The sequence below is a fragment of the Denitrificimonas caeni genome (assembly GCF_905120345.1).
Taxonomy (GTDB): Bacteria; Pseudomonadota; Gammaproteobacteria; order Pseudomonadales; family Pseudomonadaceae; genus Denitrificimonas; species Denitrificimonas caeni_A.
This window is the reverse complement of record NZ_CAJHOA010000009.1, coordinates 90,299-105,572: the sequence shown is the minus strand read 5'-3', so window position 1 is coordinate 105,572 and position 15,274 is coordinate 90,299. Positions and strand designations below refer to the sequence as shown.

16 protein-coding genes and 1 tRNA gene are annotated in these 15,274 nt (G+C 49.0%); 10 read left to right on the top strand and 7 right to left on the bottom strand.

Features of this window, described 5'->3' with window-relative positions; translation table 11 throughout:
* The coding region (locus tag JYJ62_RS14895) for a TRAP transporter large permease subunit (RefSeq protein ID WP_205343021.1) at positions 1–210 on the top strand (210 nt) is incomplete at its 5' end.
* Between the two features lie 98 nt (positions 211–308).
* Here JYJ62_RS14895 and JYJ62_RS14890 read toward each other — a convergent pair.
* On the bottom strand, positions 309–1,100 hold the full coding sequence (locus JYJ62_RS14890) for an AraC family transcriptional regulator (protein ID WP_205343020.1): 792 nt from the start codon (positions 1,098–1,100) through the stop codon (positions 309–311).
* A gap of 97 nt (positions 1,101–1,197) precedes the next feature.
* Here JYJ62_RS14890 and JYJ62_RS14885 point away from each other — a divergent pair, with 97 nt between their 5' ends.
* Complete coding sequence (locus JYJ62_RS14885; protein ID WP_205343019.1) at positions 1,198–2,085, top strand: DMT family transporter; 888 nt, start codon at positions 1,198–1,200, stop codon at positions 2,083–2,085.
* A gap of 141 nt (positions 2,086–2,226) precedes the next feature.
* On the opposite strand, the gene JYJ62_RS14880 is transcribed toward JYJ62_RS14885, so the two are convergent.
* The 5 genes from JYJ62_RS14880 to rpsU all read right to left on the bottom strand — a co-directional run bounded on the left by JYJ62_RS14880 (position 2,227) and on the right by rpsU (position 8,038).
* Complete coding sequence (locus JYJ62_RS14880) at positions 2,227–3,234, bottom strand: endonuclease (protein WP_232365817.1); 1,008 nt, start codon at positions 3,232–3,234, stop codon at positions 2,227–2,229.
* A 304-nt stretch (positions 3,235–3,538) separates the two neighbouring features.
* A tRNA-Ile gene (locus JYJ62_RS14875) sits at positions 3,539–3,615 on the bottom strand.
* 78 nt (positions 3,616–3,693) lie between these two features.
* Complete coding sequence (gene rpoD, locus JYJ62_RS14870) at positions 3,694–5,547, bottom strand: RNA polymerase sigma factor RpoD (protein ID WP_205343017.1); 1,854 nt, start codon at positions 5,545–5,547, stop codon at positions 3,694–3,696.
* A 68-nt stretch (positions 5,548–5,615) separates the two neighbouring features.
* Entirely contained in the window at positions 5,616–7,562 is a 1,947-nt protein-coding gene (gene dnaG / locus JYJ62_RS14865) for a DNA primase (protein WP_205343016.1), read from the bottom strand.
* Positions 7,563–7,822: 260 nt separating this feature from the next.
* Positions 7,823–8,038, bottom strand: a complete 216-nt coding sequence (gene rpsU, locus JYJ62_RS14860) for a 30S ribosomal protein S21 (RefSeq protein ID WP_022966022.1) — start codon at positions 8,036–8,038, stop codon at positions 7,823–7,825.
* 197 nt (positions 8,039–8,235) lie between these two features.
* Here rpsU and tsaD point away from each other — a divergent pair, with 197 nt between their 5' ends.
* Entirely contained in the window at positions 8,236–9,264 is a 1,029-nt protein-coding gene (gene tsaD, locus JYJ62_RS14855) for a tRNA (adenosine(37)-N6)-threonylcarbamoyltransferase complex transferase subunit TsaD (RefSeq protein ID WP_205343015.1), read from the top strand.
* 3 nt (positions 9,265–9,267) lie between these two features.
* Here the strand turns inward: tsaD and plsY are convergent, their stop codons facing one another.
* Positions 9,268–9,843, bottom strand: coding sequence for a glycerol-3-phosphate 1-O-acyltransferase PlsY (gene plsY / locus JYJ62_RS14850; protein ID WP_205343014.1), 576 nt, complete (start codon positions 9,841–9,843; stop codon positions 9,268–9,270).
* 50 nt (positions 9,844–9,893) lie between these two features.
* Between plsY and folB the strand changes: the two genes are divergently transcribed.
* The 7 genes from folB (at position 9,894) to sodB (ending at position 15,227) form a co-directional block, all read left to right on the top strand.
* A complete protein-coding gene (folB, locus tag JYJ62_RS14845) occupies positions 9,894–10,247 on the top strand; it encodes a dihydroneopterin aldolase (protein WP_205343013.1) in 354 nt (117 codons plus the stop codon).
* The gene (gene folK, locus JYJ62_RS14840; RefSeq protein WP_205343012.1) at positions 10,238–10,771 is read left to right on the top strand and encodes a 2-amino-4-hydroxy-6-hydroxymethyldihydropteridine diphosphokinase; all 534 of its coding nucleotides are present in this window, start codon (positions 10,238–10,240) and stop codon (positions 10,769–10,771) included. The genes folB and folK overlap by 10 nt, the downstream gene beginning before the upstream one ends.
* 68 nt (positions 10,772–10,839) lie before the next feature.
* Positions 10,840–12,093, top strand: a complete 1,254-nt coding sequence (locus tag JYJ62_RS14835) for a D-amino acid dehydrogenase (RefSeq protein WP_205343011.1) — start codon at positions 10,840–10,842, stop codon at positions 12,091–12,093.
* Positions 12,094–12,187: 94 nt separating this feature from the next.
* The gene (gene alr / locus JYJ62_RS14830) at positions 12,188–13,261 is read left to right on the top strand and encodes an alanine racemase (RefSeq protein ID WP_205343010.1); all 1,074 of its coding nucleotides are present in this window, start codon (positions 12,188–12,190) and stop codon (positions 13,259–13,261) included.
* Between the two features lie 123 nt (positions 13,262–13,384).
* A complete protein-coding gene (locus tag JYJ62_RS14825) occupies positions 13,385–13,819 on the top strand; it encodes a c-type cytochrome (RefSeq protein ID WP_205343009.1) in 435 nt (144 codons plus the stop codon).
* A 77-nt stretch (positions 13,820–13,896) separates the two neighbouring features.
* Positions 13,897–14,499: a LysE/ArgO family amino acid transporter gene (locus JYJ62_RS14820; RefSeq protein WP_205343008.1), complete on the top strand. Its 603-nt coding sequence runs from the start codon at positions 13,897–13,899 to the stop codon at positions 14,497–14,499.
* Between the two features lie 146 nt (positions 14,500–14,645).
* Positions 14,646–15,227, top strand: coding sequence for a superoxide dismutase [Fe] (gene sodB / locus JYJ62_RS14815; RefSeq protein WP_205343007.1), 582 nt, complete (start codon positions 14,646–14,648; stop codon positions 15,225–15,227).
* The last annotated feature ends 47 nt before the right edge of the window (positions 15,228–15,274 follow it).

The window sequence follows — 15,274 nt, the reverse complement described above, 5'->3', positions numbered from 1 at the left end:
GGTATCATTATGGTGGTGAATATGGAGATCGGCTTGATCACCCCGCCGGTGGGGCTCAACCTATTTGTCACCTCTGCAGTGACCGGTATGCCGCTGTCTGAGGTGATCAAAGCTGCTATGCCATGGCTGATGATCCTGCTGGGCTTCTTGGTGCTGATCACCTATGTGCCGAGCATCTCGATGGGCTTGCCGAACATGTTGGGGATGTAACGTGCGAAACTGTGTTTGCTGCAATATAAAACGGCTGTTAGCGTGGTGCTCCAGCCGTTTTATATGCGAGCATGCTGTTTATTTGGAGCAGCTTGCGTTCAGTTGCAGCGCTGACGGCGGTAGTGTTCAGGTGTGCATTGTGCGTGACGTTGGAACATGCTGATAAAGGCACTTGGACTGCTATAGCCCAAATCAAAGGCAATTTCTTTAATCGATTGAGCTGTTTCAAGGCGTTCGATTGCTGTTAGAAAGCGTAAACGTTGTCGCCATTCACCGAAACTGATACCTGTTTCTCGGACAAACTGGCGGGCTAAGGTACGCTCGCTGACAAAGACCCGATCCGCCCAAGTGGCGAGGGTGTCAGTATTGCCCGGCTGCGCCCGTAGACTGTCCACGACAAAAGAGGTTGGCGCGCTGCAGGCATAGGGTAGGTAGCTGTGCTCAACGGCTGCGGCATGCAGTTGATCAAGCAATACTGCACCTAAACGCTGATCCGCAGCCGTGCGTGGGATTTGTACGTCACGTTCAGCAAAGTTATTTAAAATGGCTTTTAAAATATCGTTCATCATAACGCTGCATGGCTGCTGAGGCAGGTCAGCACACAGCGGTAGATCCAAATAGACTGAGCGATAGACCACGCTATGACGATTATAAGCACTATGGATGGCATGTGGCGGAATCCATACCGCATAGCTCGGTGGTGAGATAAAGCGTTGACCCTCAATCTCTAATTGCATCACGCCGTGCGAGCTGTAATTCAACTGGCCCCACGCATGCGCATGCGCACGGTGATGACTTTGCGCATCAAACTCATCGTAGCGAAAGAACAGCGGCGCAGGTAAGTCGCTAAATTGTGGCATGCTCTGATGGATTTTTAGAGTGTGCTGCATGGATTGTCTGGCATCTGCGATAAATTGACTGAAAAACAGTATAGCTCTTTATTCGGACAGGGTGATAATGGTGCCTTGGCTCATAAGGATGCTTGATATGCAGTACGCTTTTCCATTGCTGGCGGTATTATTTTGGTCGGCCAATACGGTAGTGAATAAAATGACAGTCGGGGTGATTTTCCCCGCTGAAGTAGGCTTTTATCGCTGGGTTTTCGCTGGGGTGTTATTTACCCCTTTTATCTTGCGTTCAGTGTTGCGCAATTGGCCTAATATTCGTCCGCATCTACTCAGGATTTTTGTCTTAGGCGTGCTGGGCATGGCGATTTATCAGAGCCTCGCGTACTTTGCTGCACCGAAAACTTCGGCCACCAATATGGGGATTATTTTATCCTTGATGCCGATGATGTCGTTAGGAATGGCGATTGTTGCTTTGGGCCAGCGTTTGACCATGGGGGCGATATTTGGCGCGCTATGCTCATTTTTAGGCGTGTTATTAGTGGTCAGTCATGGTGATCTGAGTACTCTGATGCAGCAAGGTATTAATATGGGCGATGCGATGATGTTGATTGCTACATTGGCCTATGCGCTGTACAGCACTTTACTGAAGTACTGGCAGATGGAAATACCGGCGCTACAATTGTTGTACTTGCAAATTCTCGTGGCGATAGTGGTGTTGTTTCCACTGTTTTGGTTTTCAGAAAAAGCCGGTTTAAACAGCGCTAACCTACCTCTAGTTTTATTTGCCTGTGTGTTTGCTTCAATCGCTGCACCTTTGGCGTGGATGCGCGCCATCCGCTCGTTAGGCCCCAGTCGTACGGCAGTATTTTTTAACTTAATGCCAGTGCTGACTATTATTATTGCTGCGCTAGTCCTGTCGGAACGCTTGGCGCTGTATCACGCATTAGGTGGTGGCTTGACCTTGTTTGGCGTGGTTCTATCTGAGCGCTGGACAAGGCCATTAAAAAAGCAGACAGAGGCCGTCTAGAGCCTTTCTTTTACTCAGCATTCTAGGCATGCCTCACTACCTGCGCGCTGCTCTTGCAGGCACTACACTACAATGCTGTGGGAAAGGACTGAATCATTGCAGTGAATGATTCGATGGTGTTGCAACGATTCCGTCGCGCTGTCAGCGACAATTTTTCGCTTTGCGATAACCGGCATTCAGCGCATCAGCTTCGCTAGAGAAGTTAACGATATTGCTTGGTTTCATTGAGTTATAGCTTGAGCAGTTTTCTGTATGGTAAATCTTGCTGTTACGGTTACCGCGTATCGGTAACACTGCCGCATCACTTTTTTGTGTTCGAGTCTTATTGCTGTTAACTGTCTTCGGTAACTGTGTGCGAGGTGTTTTCGCGGTCGCTGTGAGCACACCTATACCACTGTTGCGATGTTTGAAGCTCCAGGTGCGCTTTCCCGTGACAAAACCATTGCTATGGCCCATCACTTGAGTAATACGCTGATCCCGTTCTAGCTCCCAACGACTCACCGGAAACTGTTTATTCCACGCAATAAACAAGCGCTGCTGGGGCTCGCTCATGGTGAGATTGTAGCGATCATGCATGTAAAAATTGACGCGGGCGACTAAGCCTTTAACCTCGTCTCGGGGTTCAAAGACGCGCGCCTTAAAATCGACTTTACTTTTGCATAGGCCGTGCTGTTGTGGCGTACTCGGTAGAAGACCAAAGCGATAATTTGAACGGTTGGCGTTGAGCTCACCAATGCTCACTGACATGTTATGTAAGTCAGCTTCCATCAGGCTAAAGACGGGATCGTTTTTGTTGCAGTTTTTACGCCCGCCGTTTTGCCAGCATTGTCTTTGTTGCCCAAACCAGCTGGCGGGAACGATATGCTCTATCTCGGTGCGGATGCCGCGGTTTTCGATAGCACGGATTGTATAGCCACAGCGCTCAGGATCAATGCGTCCTCCGGAACTCCCCACCCACTGCCAATCACAGCCGCAGTAAAGCGTGCCCAGAGCGCCGTGGTTGTTTTGGTCAAAGTAGATGTGCTTTTTTAGAGCAACTTTTGCTTGGGAAAATGTTGTCGGTGCTGCAGCAAAAGTCGATGAGCTAATAAAAACTATAGATATCAGCGAGAAAGTCGCCAGTAATGAACGTAGTAAAGACGAAGACAAAAATAAATTCCTTAGAAATTTAACGCACGGGTCAGTGATAGGTTGTTTGATTAATTGAATAAAAGAGCAGGGCAGAATGTTAAAAGCACAATGCCAATCAAGACTATCCGTAGACGAGGCTGAAATTTTATCGATATTGATACGAGCCATTAGGGATAAACGGGTTATCCGTTGGCTTTTTATAAGATGCAGTGATGTTGGCTAAGGCTTATAGCTCTAGTGCGAAGCGATCTTTTTGTTGACTTGATTAGAGTACAGATTTTAGTAAATCTGCTGCTAAGCTGTGCCGTTCCTGGGGTTAAGATGGTGGGCCCACACGGACTTGAACCGTGGACCAAGGGATTATGAGTCCCCTGCTCTAACCAACTGAGCTATGGGCCCCCAGTTGCAGCGGCTGATTATACCTGTGTGTTGTAAAGACGCAAACAAAAACCCCCGAATTATCGGGGGTTGTTGATTTTATTCATCAAGGAAGGAGCGTAAATGCTCGCTACGAGATGGATGGCGCAACTTGCGTAGCGCTTTGGCTTCAATCTGACGAATCCGCTCACGGGTTACATCAAACTGTTTGCCGACTTCTTCAAGAGTATGGTCAGTATTCATGTCAATACCAAAACGCATACGTAGCACCTTCGCTTCGCGTTCGGTTAAACCGCCGAGTACGTCACGTGTGGCTTCTTTGAGGCTTTCTACCGTAGCGATATCGATCGGTGACTGCATGGTTGAGTCTTCGATAAAATCACCAAGGTGCGAATCTTCATCGTCACCAATTGGCGTTTCCATGGAGATCGGCTCTTTGGCAATTTTGAGGACTTTGCGGACGCGGTCTTCAGACATTTCCATACGCTCGCCAAGCTCTTCTGGAGTCGGTTCGCGACCCATTTCTTGTAGCATTTGGCGAGAAATACGATTGAGTTTATTTATGGTTTCAATCATATGTACAGGAATACGAATGGTGCGTGCTTGGTCAGCAATCGAACGAGTAATCGCCTGACGAATCCACCAGGTCGCATAGGTTGAGAATTTATAACCGCGACGGTATTCAAACTTGTCGACAGCCTTCATCAAACCAATGTTACCTTCCTGGATTAAGTCGAGGAATTGTAAGCCACGGTTGGTGTATTTTTTGGCAATCGAAATGACTAGACGCAGGTTCGCTTCAACCATTTCTTTTTTGGCGCGCCCGGCTTTGGCTTCACCAATGGACATGCGACGGTTGATATCTTTGATATCAGCAATGGTTAAAGTGGTATCTTTTTCTAGGTCAATCAGGATTTGCTGATTGCGCTGAATCTCCTCAACCAATGGGGCCAAAGCTGCAGCGTAGCGTGCTTTACCTTCGCTGAGTTTGACAGACCATTCTAAATCTATTTCATTACCAGGAAAGTGTTTTAGGAAGTCAGCACGCGGCATACGCGCATCGCGTACGCATAATTGCATAATGGCCCGTTCTTGCAAACGTACACGCTGTAGCGCATCACGTACATGTAGAACCAGTGCATCGTACTGCTTAGGTACCAATTTAATTGGCATAAACAGTTCGGCCAACTCTTGCAGGGCAGCTACTGCTTGTTTGCTATTACGCTTGTGCTTAAGCAGAACTTTTTCGGCTTTAGCCAGTTGCTCAGCTACTGCACCAAAACGCTGTTTGGCAACTTCTGGATCAGGACCGCCGTCACCGGCTTCTTCCTCTTCCTCTTCAGTTTCCTCAGCCTCTTCTTCATCGTCGTCATCAGCTACTTTTTTAGCATCCGTTGCGGTGCTTTTTGCAGCAACAGGCGTTGGCTGTACGGCAATTTCATCATCGGCATCGATATAGCCGTTGAAGATGTCAGTAAGACGAGTTCCTTCAGTGATAGCATGATTAAAGCTATCGAGAATACCGGTGACAGTACCTGGGAAGTGGGCGATAGCACCCATCACTTCACGGATACCTTCTTCGATACGCTTGGCGATTTCAATTTCGCCTTCGCGGGTCAACAGCTCCACAGTACCCATTTCACGCATATACATGCGCACTGGGTCAGTGGTGCGGCCAATATCTGTTTCTACAGCGGCTAAAGCAGCAGCAGCTTCTTCAGCGGCCGCTTCATCAGTATCTGCACCTGCTAAGAGTAGGGCGTCAGCATCCGGCGCAGCTTCAGAGACATTAATTCCCATGTCATTGATCATGCGAATAATATCTTCGACCTGCTCTGGGTCAGAAATATCTTCAGGAAGGTGGTCGTTGACCTCGGCGTAAGTCAGGTATCCCTGCTCGCGGCCGAGGGCGATGAGTTCTTTTAAACGAGATTGTTGTGCTTTTGCGGACATATCACCCTATCCATGAAAGGTCTGGGCCGAACGGCAATAAAGATGCATATTATACTGTATATAGCAGCTTAATTGCCAGTTTCGGCAGTACTTGGTGCATTGTTATGCTGTTCAAACAATGCACGCAAGTGTTGTTTGTCTTCACTAGAAAGCTCATCCGAGCGGGCCTTGTTCAACAGTTGTTCAATAAGGCGCTCGCGTTGACGGGATGCTAAGCTAGTTATGGTGTCGAAAAATTGCTGTTCAAGGTTCTCTGCATCAATTAACCATTCTTTTTCAGCCAATACACGCAAAAGGTGGCCCTGTTCGGTGCCGTACCAGCGTGCAATCAATTGTAAAGGGCTGAGGTTGGGGCTTTTCTGCAGCGCTTCCAGTAATGAGACGAGCAATTGCGCATAAAGGTCATCTTCTGCGGCGAGTTTACTTGCGGTGTCAACTTTTAGAGCAAGGTGTGGATGATGCAGCAAGGTACGCAGAGCGGCCAAGTGCGGGGTTTCTACAGCGGTTTTAGCACGATTTGATTGCTGTGCTGGGGCGCTTTTTTTCGACCACGGTTTTTCTTTGCGGTCGTATTTCTTCGGCGACTGAGTGGCAGCATGCTCTGGCATGTCCGGATAGTCGTCGGTATGAAAAGGGCTGTATGAAGCAAATTCTGCGGCGTCGTGCTCGTAGTCAGGCGTCGGCGCCCAGTCTTGTGGCGGCGGGTGGCTTTCTGTACTTACGTTGGCTACGCCGGACAGGCCGGTAAGTTGCAACAGCTTTTGTCGCATTAAAGCGCGCAAGTTGGCTCCTGGGATACGCTCGATCAACGGCGCAGCGAGAGTTGCCATATGTGCCTTGCCTTCCAGCGAGTCAAGATTTACTTCTTCTGCTAAGTGGGTGAAAAAATATTCAGTTAGGGCGACGGACTGCTGGGCGATGCGCGCTTGAAAGGCCTCGAGACCTTCGCTGCGAATTAAGCTATCGGGGTCTTCACCGTCCGGTACAAATAGAAAACGTGCTTGCTGGCCATCTTTTAGATTGCTCAGCGTGGCTTCGAGTGCGCGCCAAGCGGCTTTGCGTCCGGCGTTATCACCATCAAAGCAGAATAAAATATTGGGTACAACGCGAAACAGACGTTTAATGTGCTCTTCGCTGGTGGCTGTACCGAGTGTTGCGACGGCGTTACGCAGGCCTTGTTGGGCGAGGGCAATAACGTCCATGTAGCCTTCAACGACAATAATTTCATTGAGTTGGCGATTGTGTTTGCGCGCCTCAAAAAGACCGTATAGTTCTTGGCCTTTATGAAAAACAGCGGTTTCTGGGGAGTTTAGATATTTGGGTTTATCATCGCCCAGTACGCGTCCACCAAAGCCGATAATACGACCACGAGAATCATGAATAGGAAAAATAATTCGATCACGAAAGCGATCATAGCGGCGTTGGCTGTCAGCATTTTCAGCCAGCAGGCCAGCATCAATCAGAGCTTTTTCTTGCAAGCTGTCGCCGCCTAAGTGTTTGCTCAGGTTGTCCCAGCCTGGTGGGGCAAAGCCTAGTGCGAAATCACGAGCAATCACGCCAGATACACCGCGTTGCTTAAGATAATTAACGGCGGCATTGCGTTGCGGATGGCTTTTAAGTGCTGTGCGATAGTACTCGCTGGCTGCTGTCAGTAAGGCGTAGAGTGGTGAGTCAACCGGCTGACGTGGCTTTTGTGGGGTTGTACTATTGCTGTCTTCACGTTCCACTTCAACACCGGCACGCTTAGCCAATTCTTCAACCGCCTCAGGAAAGTCGAGGTGATCGTGGTCCATAATAAAACCAAGAGCGTTACCGCCTGCGCCACAACCAAAACAGTAGTAAAACTGTTTTTCGTGGTTGACGCTAAAGGAGGGTGTTTTTTCTTGGTGGAATGGACAGCAGGCCGTGTAGTTTTTTCCAGATTTTTTTAATTGCACGCGCGAACCCACCACTTCGACAATGTCGGTGCGGTTGAGTAAGTCATCAATAAAGCCTTGCGCAATTAATCCGGCCATGGAGCTCCTACAATGCTGGGTTTATCTCACTGCAGCGCTGTTAAATACGAGAGTCTGCGTGGAGACGCACGTATCCGTGTGACAGTTGACTGTTGTGTAAGTTTTGTCGATGTAAACTGTTAGTAGAGTGATTGCAGGCTTGGCGTGTTATGCCGAACTGAGCAGATTCTACAGAATAGAGTGGGTTGAATAAAACGGTTTGAATAAAACGACAAAACCCGGACGAATCCGGGCTTTGCTAAGCACTAAACCTGTGTAACTTAGTACAGGCGTTCGTGACGACGTTGTTCGCGTTGTACTTTTTTTGCATGACGCTTTACTGCTGCTGCGGCTTTACGCTTGCGTTCTGCAGTAGGCTTTTCATAAAACTCGCGACTGCGTACATCAGCAAGAACACCGGCTTTTTCGCAGGAGCGCTTGAAGCGACGCAGAGCAACGTCAAATGGTTCGTTGTCTTTAAGTTTGACAGTTGGCATCCGATTCGTACCTTCATCAATGACCGGGTTGTAGATATGTAATAGGATTAAATACATATCGGTTTTCAAGGGTTGCGGATATTACCTGCTTTTTATAATAAAAGCAAAGGCAATACCAAAAAATCATAGAACATCACCTCTAAGCCGCTTATGATGCGTGTATATTCTTTTATTGTAAAGTTGGATGGGCAGATTAAATGCTGGTGTTGGGTCTAGAAACATCCTGCGATGAAACGGGAGTTGCGTTGTACGACAGTCAACGCGGCTTATTAGCTGATGCTTTATTTAGTCAAATTGACTTGCATCGAGTCTATGGTGGCGTGGTTCCAGAGCTGGCTTCACGTGACCATATTAAGCGCATGTTGCCCTTGATTGAGCAGGTGTTGGCTGAGGCGCAGTGTCGCCCAAGTGAGATTGAAGGGATTGCCTACACCGCGGGACCTGGCTTGGTGGGTGCTTTGCTGGTGGGTGCATCTTGCGCGCAAGCGTTAGCTTTTGCTTGGGATATACCGTCTGTCGGTGTGCACCATATGGAAGGCCATTTATTAGCACCGATGCTTGAAAATACCCCGCCGCAGTTTCCGTTTGTTGCTTTGCTGGTATCGGGTGGGCACACCCAGTTGGTGCGTGTTGATGGTATTGGTGAGTACCGCTTACTGGGCGAGTCGATTGATGACGCCGCCGGTGAGGCTTTTGATAAAACAGCAAAAATGATGGGTTTGCGCTATCCCGGTGGCCCTGAAATAGCACGCATTGCTGAGCAGGGAGTGCCAGGTCGTTTTACTTTGCCGAAGCCCATGACCGATCGTCCAGGTTTGCAGTTTAGTTTTAGCGGTTTAAAAACGGCGACGCTCATGGCTTGGCAAAAATGTATTGCGGCGGGTGATGATGGTGAACAAACTCGTGCGGATTTAGCCCGTGCCTTTCAAACCGCAGTGGTGGCGACGTTAACGATTAAATGCCAACGTGCGCTCGAGCAAGAAGGCTTAACGACCTTAGTGATTGCCGGTGGCGTCAGTGCTAACCAAGCCTTACGTCACTCGTTGGAAAATATGTTGGCGAAACGTCAGGGGCAGGTGTTTTACGCACGTCCCGAGTTTTGTACAGATAATGGCGCGATGATCGCTTACGCTGGTTGCCAACGCTTATTGGCGGGGCAAAAAGAAGGTCAAAGTATTCATGTGCGTGCGCGTTGGCCGATGGAAGAACTGCCGCCACTCGTTTAAATATTAATCTTTAAAGCTGCGCTCATTACCGGCCAGTAAGTCTTTTAAATTACTGCGGTGGCGCCAAACCAGCAAAATGCTCAGCACGCTAACCGGTAGTAATGCGTGCGGCTGTTGCCAAGCCAGTAAAGGTAAACACAAAACGACGCTGGCTAATGAGGCCAGTGAACTGATCCGAGTCAGGTTAAAAGTGAGTAGCCAAACGGCCAAGGCCAGTAGCGCGGCTGGAGGGTATAAGCCCAGTAGCATACCGGCTGTCGTCGCGACGCCTTTGCCACCGCGAAAGTTAAAATAAATAGGATATAAATGACCGATAACCGCTACTAAACCGACCCATGCTTGCTGTTGTTGGTCTAAACCGAGTCGATTGGCAATTAAAATTGGCAGTAATCCTTTGCTCAGATCGCCGAGCAGGGTCAGAATAGCCAGACGTTTACCGGCAATACGCAACATATTGGTCGCGCCAGGATTGCCAGAGCCCTGCGAACGCGGGTCGCTATTGCCGTAATAACGGCTCAGCAAAATGGCAAATGACAACGAGCCAGTAAGATAAGCGCACACCAGTAGTAACTCAAACATTTGAATGATCCAAGGCCAGCGAGTCTTGATTCTAACGAGGCAGGAGCAAAGTGGACACGGTATTTATCGAAAGTCTAGAAGTGGACACCGTGATTGGTGCCTACGACTGGGAACGCACGATTCGCCAAAATCTGTTGGTGGATGTGCAAATGGGTTGGGATAACCGCCGCTGCGCTGCAGATGATGCGTTGCATTTAGCGTTAGATTACGCTGCTGTATCTGCGCGGATTAACAGTTTTGCGCAAAATAGTAGTTTTGAGTTGGTGGAAACCTTCGCTGAGCGCTTGGCTGCGCTATTAATGACCGAGTTCAATATTCCTTGGTTGCGCTTAAAAGTGACTAAACCCGGCGCTGTTGCTAGTGCGCGAGGTGTCGGCGTGGAGATTGAACGCGGATGCCGTTAATCGATGTGTACCTGGGTTTGGGCAGCAATATTGAGCGCGAGATGCATATCTGTGCGGGTCTTGATGCTTTAGTAGAGTTGTTTGGTGAGCTAGATTGTTCTCCTGTGTTTGAAAGCGAACCTGTAGGTATTCGCAGTGATTGTTTTTTAAATATGGTGGTGCATTTTAAAACCCATCTGCCTTTAGCAGAACTCGACCGGCACCTTAAGCATATTGAGGCTATCAATGGTCGTTATGCACTGCCACGTCGAGGCTTGCCACTGGATATCGACGTTCTCCTCTATGGTCAGCAAACAGGCGTGTACGAGAGTATTACCTTGCCGCGTGCCGAAATCTTAAAAAATGCCTTTGTTTTGTGGCCACTGGCGTTATTAGCGCCTGATGTGGTGCATCCAGTCGCGCAGCGCAGTTTTCTTGAGCTATGGCAGCACGCGCAGATTAATCAGCAGCTCTGGCCGGTTATGTTTGTTTGGCACGGACAGCAATTGACGCCTCCAACGTTGTTAAAGTCCTCTGTGGTTTAGCACTTGCGAGGCGTTATAAGCGCATAATGCGTGGGGCAGTCACTCACTAGTTAAATAATGGGGTAGTTATGCGGGTTCTGGTGTTGGGTGCGGGTGTGGTTGGGGTAACAACAGCTTATTATTTAGCCAAACAAGGGTTTCAAGTGGTGGTTGTCGATCGCCAACTGGCGGCTGCTGAGGAAACCAGTTTCGCTAATGCTGGGCAACTCTCACCTGGCCATTCATCACCTTGGGCCGCCCCAGGTATTCCGTTGAAAGCCATAAAGTGGCTCATACAGCGTCATTCACCTTTTTCCGTAGGCCTGACCACTGATCCGTATCAATACCAATGGATGCTGCAGATGTTGCGTAATTGCACGGCGGCACGTTATGCGCTGAATAAGGAACGCATGGTGCGTTTGGCTGAGTACAGTCGTGACTGTTTTGATGCTTTACGTGCCGATACTGGTATTGAGTATGAAGGTCGACAGCAAGGCACTACACAATTATTTCGTTCTCAGCAGCAGTTGGATAATGCCGCGCAAGATATCGCTGTGCTAGAACGCATGGGTGTTGCTTATGAGTTGCTGAGTGCGAGTGAGATTGCTCGTGTTGAACCGGCACTAGCGGCCGTCACTGACACGTTAGCGGGCGCTTTACATTTGCCCAATGATCAAACTGGTGATTGTAATTTATTTACCCGCAATTTAGCGCGAATGGCGCAAGACCTGGGGGTTGAGTTTCGTTTAGGATGCACCGTGCAAAGTATTAGCAACAGCGGCGATCGCATTACTGGCGTGACTATTGACGATCAATTAGAGGTTGCTGACCAGTATGTGGTGGCACTGGGTAGTTACTCACGAGCGATGTTGATGCCGCTTGGAATTAAAATCCCAGTGTATCCCCTCAAAGGTTATTCGCTGACGGTGCCCATTACTGAGCCGTCGATGGCACCACAATCCACCATTATTGATGAAACCTACAAAGTGGCGATTACGCGCTTTGATCAACGTATTCGGGTCGGCGGTATGGCACAAGTCAGCGGCTTTGATTTGTCGCTTAACCCTAAGCGCCGCGAAACCTTAGAGTACGTGACCGGTCTACTTTATCCGCAAGGTGGCGACTTAACTCAGGCTGAGTTTTGGACCGGACTGCGGCCAGCGACACCAGACGGTACGCCAATTGTTGGTCGAACCAGCTATCGCAATTTGTTTTTAAATACCGGTCACGGCACTTTAGGGTGGACCATGTCCTGTGGTTCTGCCAATTACTTAGCCGATATTATCAGCAAGAAAACGCCGCAGATCAGCACGGAAGGTTTGGATATGTTTCGCTATTGCTGAGTGACCGCTGGGCTTTGTGTTGCGCAGCGCTGGGATTAGGTTGCTTGACTACGAATTTTCGCTACAAGATTTTAATTTGGAGAGTGAGTCGCTCATGCGTCCAGCACGCGCGTTAATTAATTTGCAAGCCTTACGGCACAACTACCAACTTGCACGAAAATTGTGCGCAGATAAAGCACTGGCAGTGGTCAAGGCTGATGCCTATGGGCATGGTGCTGTCGCTTGTGCACAGGCTTTACATGATCTAGCGGATGGCTTTGCCGTCTCTTGTTTAGAAGAGGCGCTGGAGTTGCGCGCCGCGGGCGTGTCGTTGCCGATTGTCTTGCTCGAGGGCTTTTTTCACCCGGATGAGCTTGCGCAAATTGTCGAGCATCAGCTGTGGTGCGTTGTGCATTCAGAGTGGCAGCTTAAGGCTGTCGAGCAAGCTGTATTAGCTGAACCCTTGACCATCTGGCTGAAAATGGATTCAGGAATGCACCGTGTCGGTTTTTCTCCAGCCGAATACCGCGCTGTTTGGCAGCGCTTACAGGCCAGTAAAAATGTTGCTACGGTGGTGTTAATCACCCATTTTTCTCGTGCTGATGAAATTGACTCGGCGCGAACACACGAACAATTCCAAGTTTTTACCGATGCCACTGCTGGCATGCAGTCGCTAATCAGTGTGTGTAATTCTCCAGCTTTATTAGCCTGGCCTGAGATTCGTAGTGATTGGTCACGTCCCGGTATTATTTTATATGGCAGTCAGCCGGTTGCCATGCAGGGCTTAAGTACGGAAAAATTTCAGCCAGTGATGACGTTGCAGTCAAAAATTATTGCTGTGCGAGAGTTACCAAGCGGCGAGCCGGTCGGTTATGGTGCGCAATTTGTCGCCAGTCAGCCGGTGCGGGTGGGTATTGTCGCGATCGGTTATGCTGATGGTTATCCGCGGCATGCCCCAACAGGCACAGTGGTTGCGGTGGATGGCTGTCTGACGCAATTGTTGGGTCGTGTTTCCATGGATATGCTGGCGATCGACTTGACTGGGCTGAGTCAAGCGGGCGTTGGCAGTACGGTCGAATTGTGGGGCAATCAGGTTTCGATTGATGAGGTAGCGGCGCGTGCGGGTACTATTTCTTATGAGTTGTTATGCAATGTCAAACGTGTTCGCTATGAATATACAGCTGTGTGATGTTTAAAAAGCACTATTGCAGCTATTGTTCTGTTTGCCTGAGGGCGGGGAGTGGTTATACTGTGTAGAGCTCGCAAAAGACATGTTGCGAGAGTGAATTGTCATGATAATAGAGGGTGTACCGTGAACCTGATGAAAAAAATTCTGCTCGCTCAAGCAACGGTTTTAGCCTTATGGGCTGCCGGTGCACAAGCAACCACTGATGAAGACATTGCACAACGCATTAAGCCGGTTGGCGAAGTCTGTGTACAAGGCCAAGAGTGTGCGAATGCTCCGGCAGGTGCCGCTGCTGCTGGAGCCGCCGTTGCTTCTGCAGGTCGCAGTGCTGATGATATTATCAATAAGCATTGCGTGGCGTGTCATGGCTCCGGCTTACTGGGTGCACCTATCATTGGTGAGACTGCTGCTTGGCAAGAGCGTGCAGACACTCAAGGTGGCTTAGAAGGCTTGCTGAAGTTTTCCATCAGCGGTATTCGTGCGATGCCACCAAAAGGCACTTGCAGCGATTGTACTGATGACGAGTTAATGGTTGCGATTAAGTCGATGTCTGGTTTGTAAGTCGTTGCTGATTTAAAAGAACCGCCGCAGGGCGGTTTTTTTATGGTACTCAAAAACAATAGTTCAAGGATGGCCTCGTGCTGCACAGTTATCTCAATGGTTTAGCTATCGCCTTAGGTTTAATTATGGCCATTGGTGCACAGAATGCGTTTGTCTTATCGCAAGCCTTGCGCCGTGAACATCACCTCTGGGTAGCTAGTCTCTGCGTTTTTTTTGATGTGTTATTGGTTGCCTGTGGCGTCTATGGGCTGGCGCAATTGCTCACCAGTAGCCCGCTATTGCTAGCGATTGCGCGTTGGGGTGGGGTGCTTTTTTTATCGTGGTATGGTGCCTTAGCGCTACAGCGCGCGTTACGCACAAATAGGTTGGGAGTTGTTACGGCACGTGCGCCGCAATCATTGCGTGCGGTGCTGTCGACCGCCCTTGCCGTGACCCTGTTAAACCCGCATGTCTATTTGGACACCGTTTTATTGATTGGCTCGTTGGGGGCACAGCAACCTTCTCCGAGTGCCTATGTGCTGGGTGCGGCGACGGCTTCCGTGGTTTGGTTTTTTAGCTTGGCCTTGGCGGCGGCAAAACTAGCACCTTGGCTCGCACGGCCCATAACATGGCGTGTCATTGATTTTTTGGTGGCCTTGATGATGTTCAGTGTGGCCCTGCAATTAATAATAGCTGACTAAACCCTTAGCTTTACTGCGTGGATAAGCTGCCTTTGGAGTGCTATGATAAGTGACTTAAGGCAAGCTGGAACCGCTGGCAATTGAATCAGCTGTCCGCTTAATAAGCTTGCTGATTGTGCCTCGTCTGATGTTACTGGAGAATAATCATGGCTTTTGAATTACCTGCACTTCCGTATGAAAAAAATGCATTAGAACCACATATCTCTGCAGAAACCCTAGATTTTCACCATGGCAAGCACCACAACGCCTATGTCGTGAACTTAAATAATCTTGTTCCAGGTACCGAGTTTGAAGGTAAGAGCCTAGAAGAGATTATTAAATCTTCAACAGGTGGCGTATTTAACAACGCTGCACAAGTTTGGAACCACACTTTCTACTGGAATTGCTTAGCGGCAAATGCCGGTGGTGCACCAACGGGTGCTTTAGCTGATGCAATTAACGCAGCGTTTGGCTCTTTTGAAAAATTCAAAGAAGAATTTACCAAAACTGCAATCGGTACCTTCGGTTCAGGTTGGGCATGGTTAGTTAAAAAAGCCGACGGCTCTTTAGCTCTATCTAGCACTATCGGTGCCGGCTGCCCATTAACCACAAGCGACACTGCGCTGTTGACCTGTGACGTTTGGGAACATGCTTATTACATTGACTACCGTAATGCACGTCCTAAGTACGTGGAAGCATTCTGGAATTTGGTTAACTGGGACTTCGTAGCGAAAAACTTTGCTGCTTAAGTTGCTGAATACCTAACGCCAGTTCCAAAAAAGCCCCCAATCGTTGC

Excerpts from the sequence above, each read along its gene's own strand:
- JYJ62_RS14890 (WP_205343020.1), bottom strand. The coding sequence starts at position 1,100 with ATGCAGCACACTCTAAAAATCCATCAGAGCATGCCACAATTTAGCGAC.
- JYJ62_RS14885 (WP_205343019.1), top strand. The coding sequence starts at position 1,198 with ATGCAGTACGCTTTTCCATTGCTGGCGGTATTATTTTGGTCGGCCAAT.
- rpoD (WP_205343017.1), bottom strand. The coding sequence starts at position 5,547 with ATGTCCGCAAAAGCACAACAATCTCGTTTAAAAGAACTCATCGCCCTC.
- dnaG (WP_205343016.1), bottom strand. The coding sequence starts at position 7,562 with ATGGCCGGATTAATTGCGCAAGGCTTTATTGATGACTTACTCAACCGC.
- rpsU (WP_022966022.1), bottom strand. The coding sequence starts at position 8,038 with ATGCCAACTGTCAAACTTAAAGACAACGAACCATTTGACGTTGCTCTG.
- tsaD (WP_205343015.1), top strand. The coding sequence starts at position 8,236 with ATGCTGGTGTTGGGTCTAGAAACATCCTGCGATGAAACGGGAGTTGCG.
- plsY (WP_205343014.1), bottom strand. The coding sequence starts at position 9,843 with ATGTTTGAGTTACTACTGGTGTGCGCTTATCTTACTGGCTCGTTGTCA.
- folK (WP_205343012.1), top strand. The coding sequence starts at position 10,238 with ATGCCGTTAATCGATGTGTACCTGGGTTTGGGCAGCAATATTGAGCGC.
- JYJ62_RS14835 (WP_205343011.1), top strand. The coding sequence starts at position 10,840 with ATGCGGGTTCTGGTGTTGGGTGCGGGTGTGGTTGGGGTAACAACAGCT.
- alr (WP_205343010.1), top strand. The coding sequence starts at position 12,188 with ATGCGTCCAGCACGCGCGTTAATTAATTTGCAAGCCTTACGGCACAAC.
- sodB (WP_205343007.1), top strand. The coding sequence starts at position 14,646 with ATGGCTTTTGAATTACCTGCACTTCCGTATGAAAAAAATGCATTAGAA.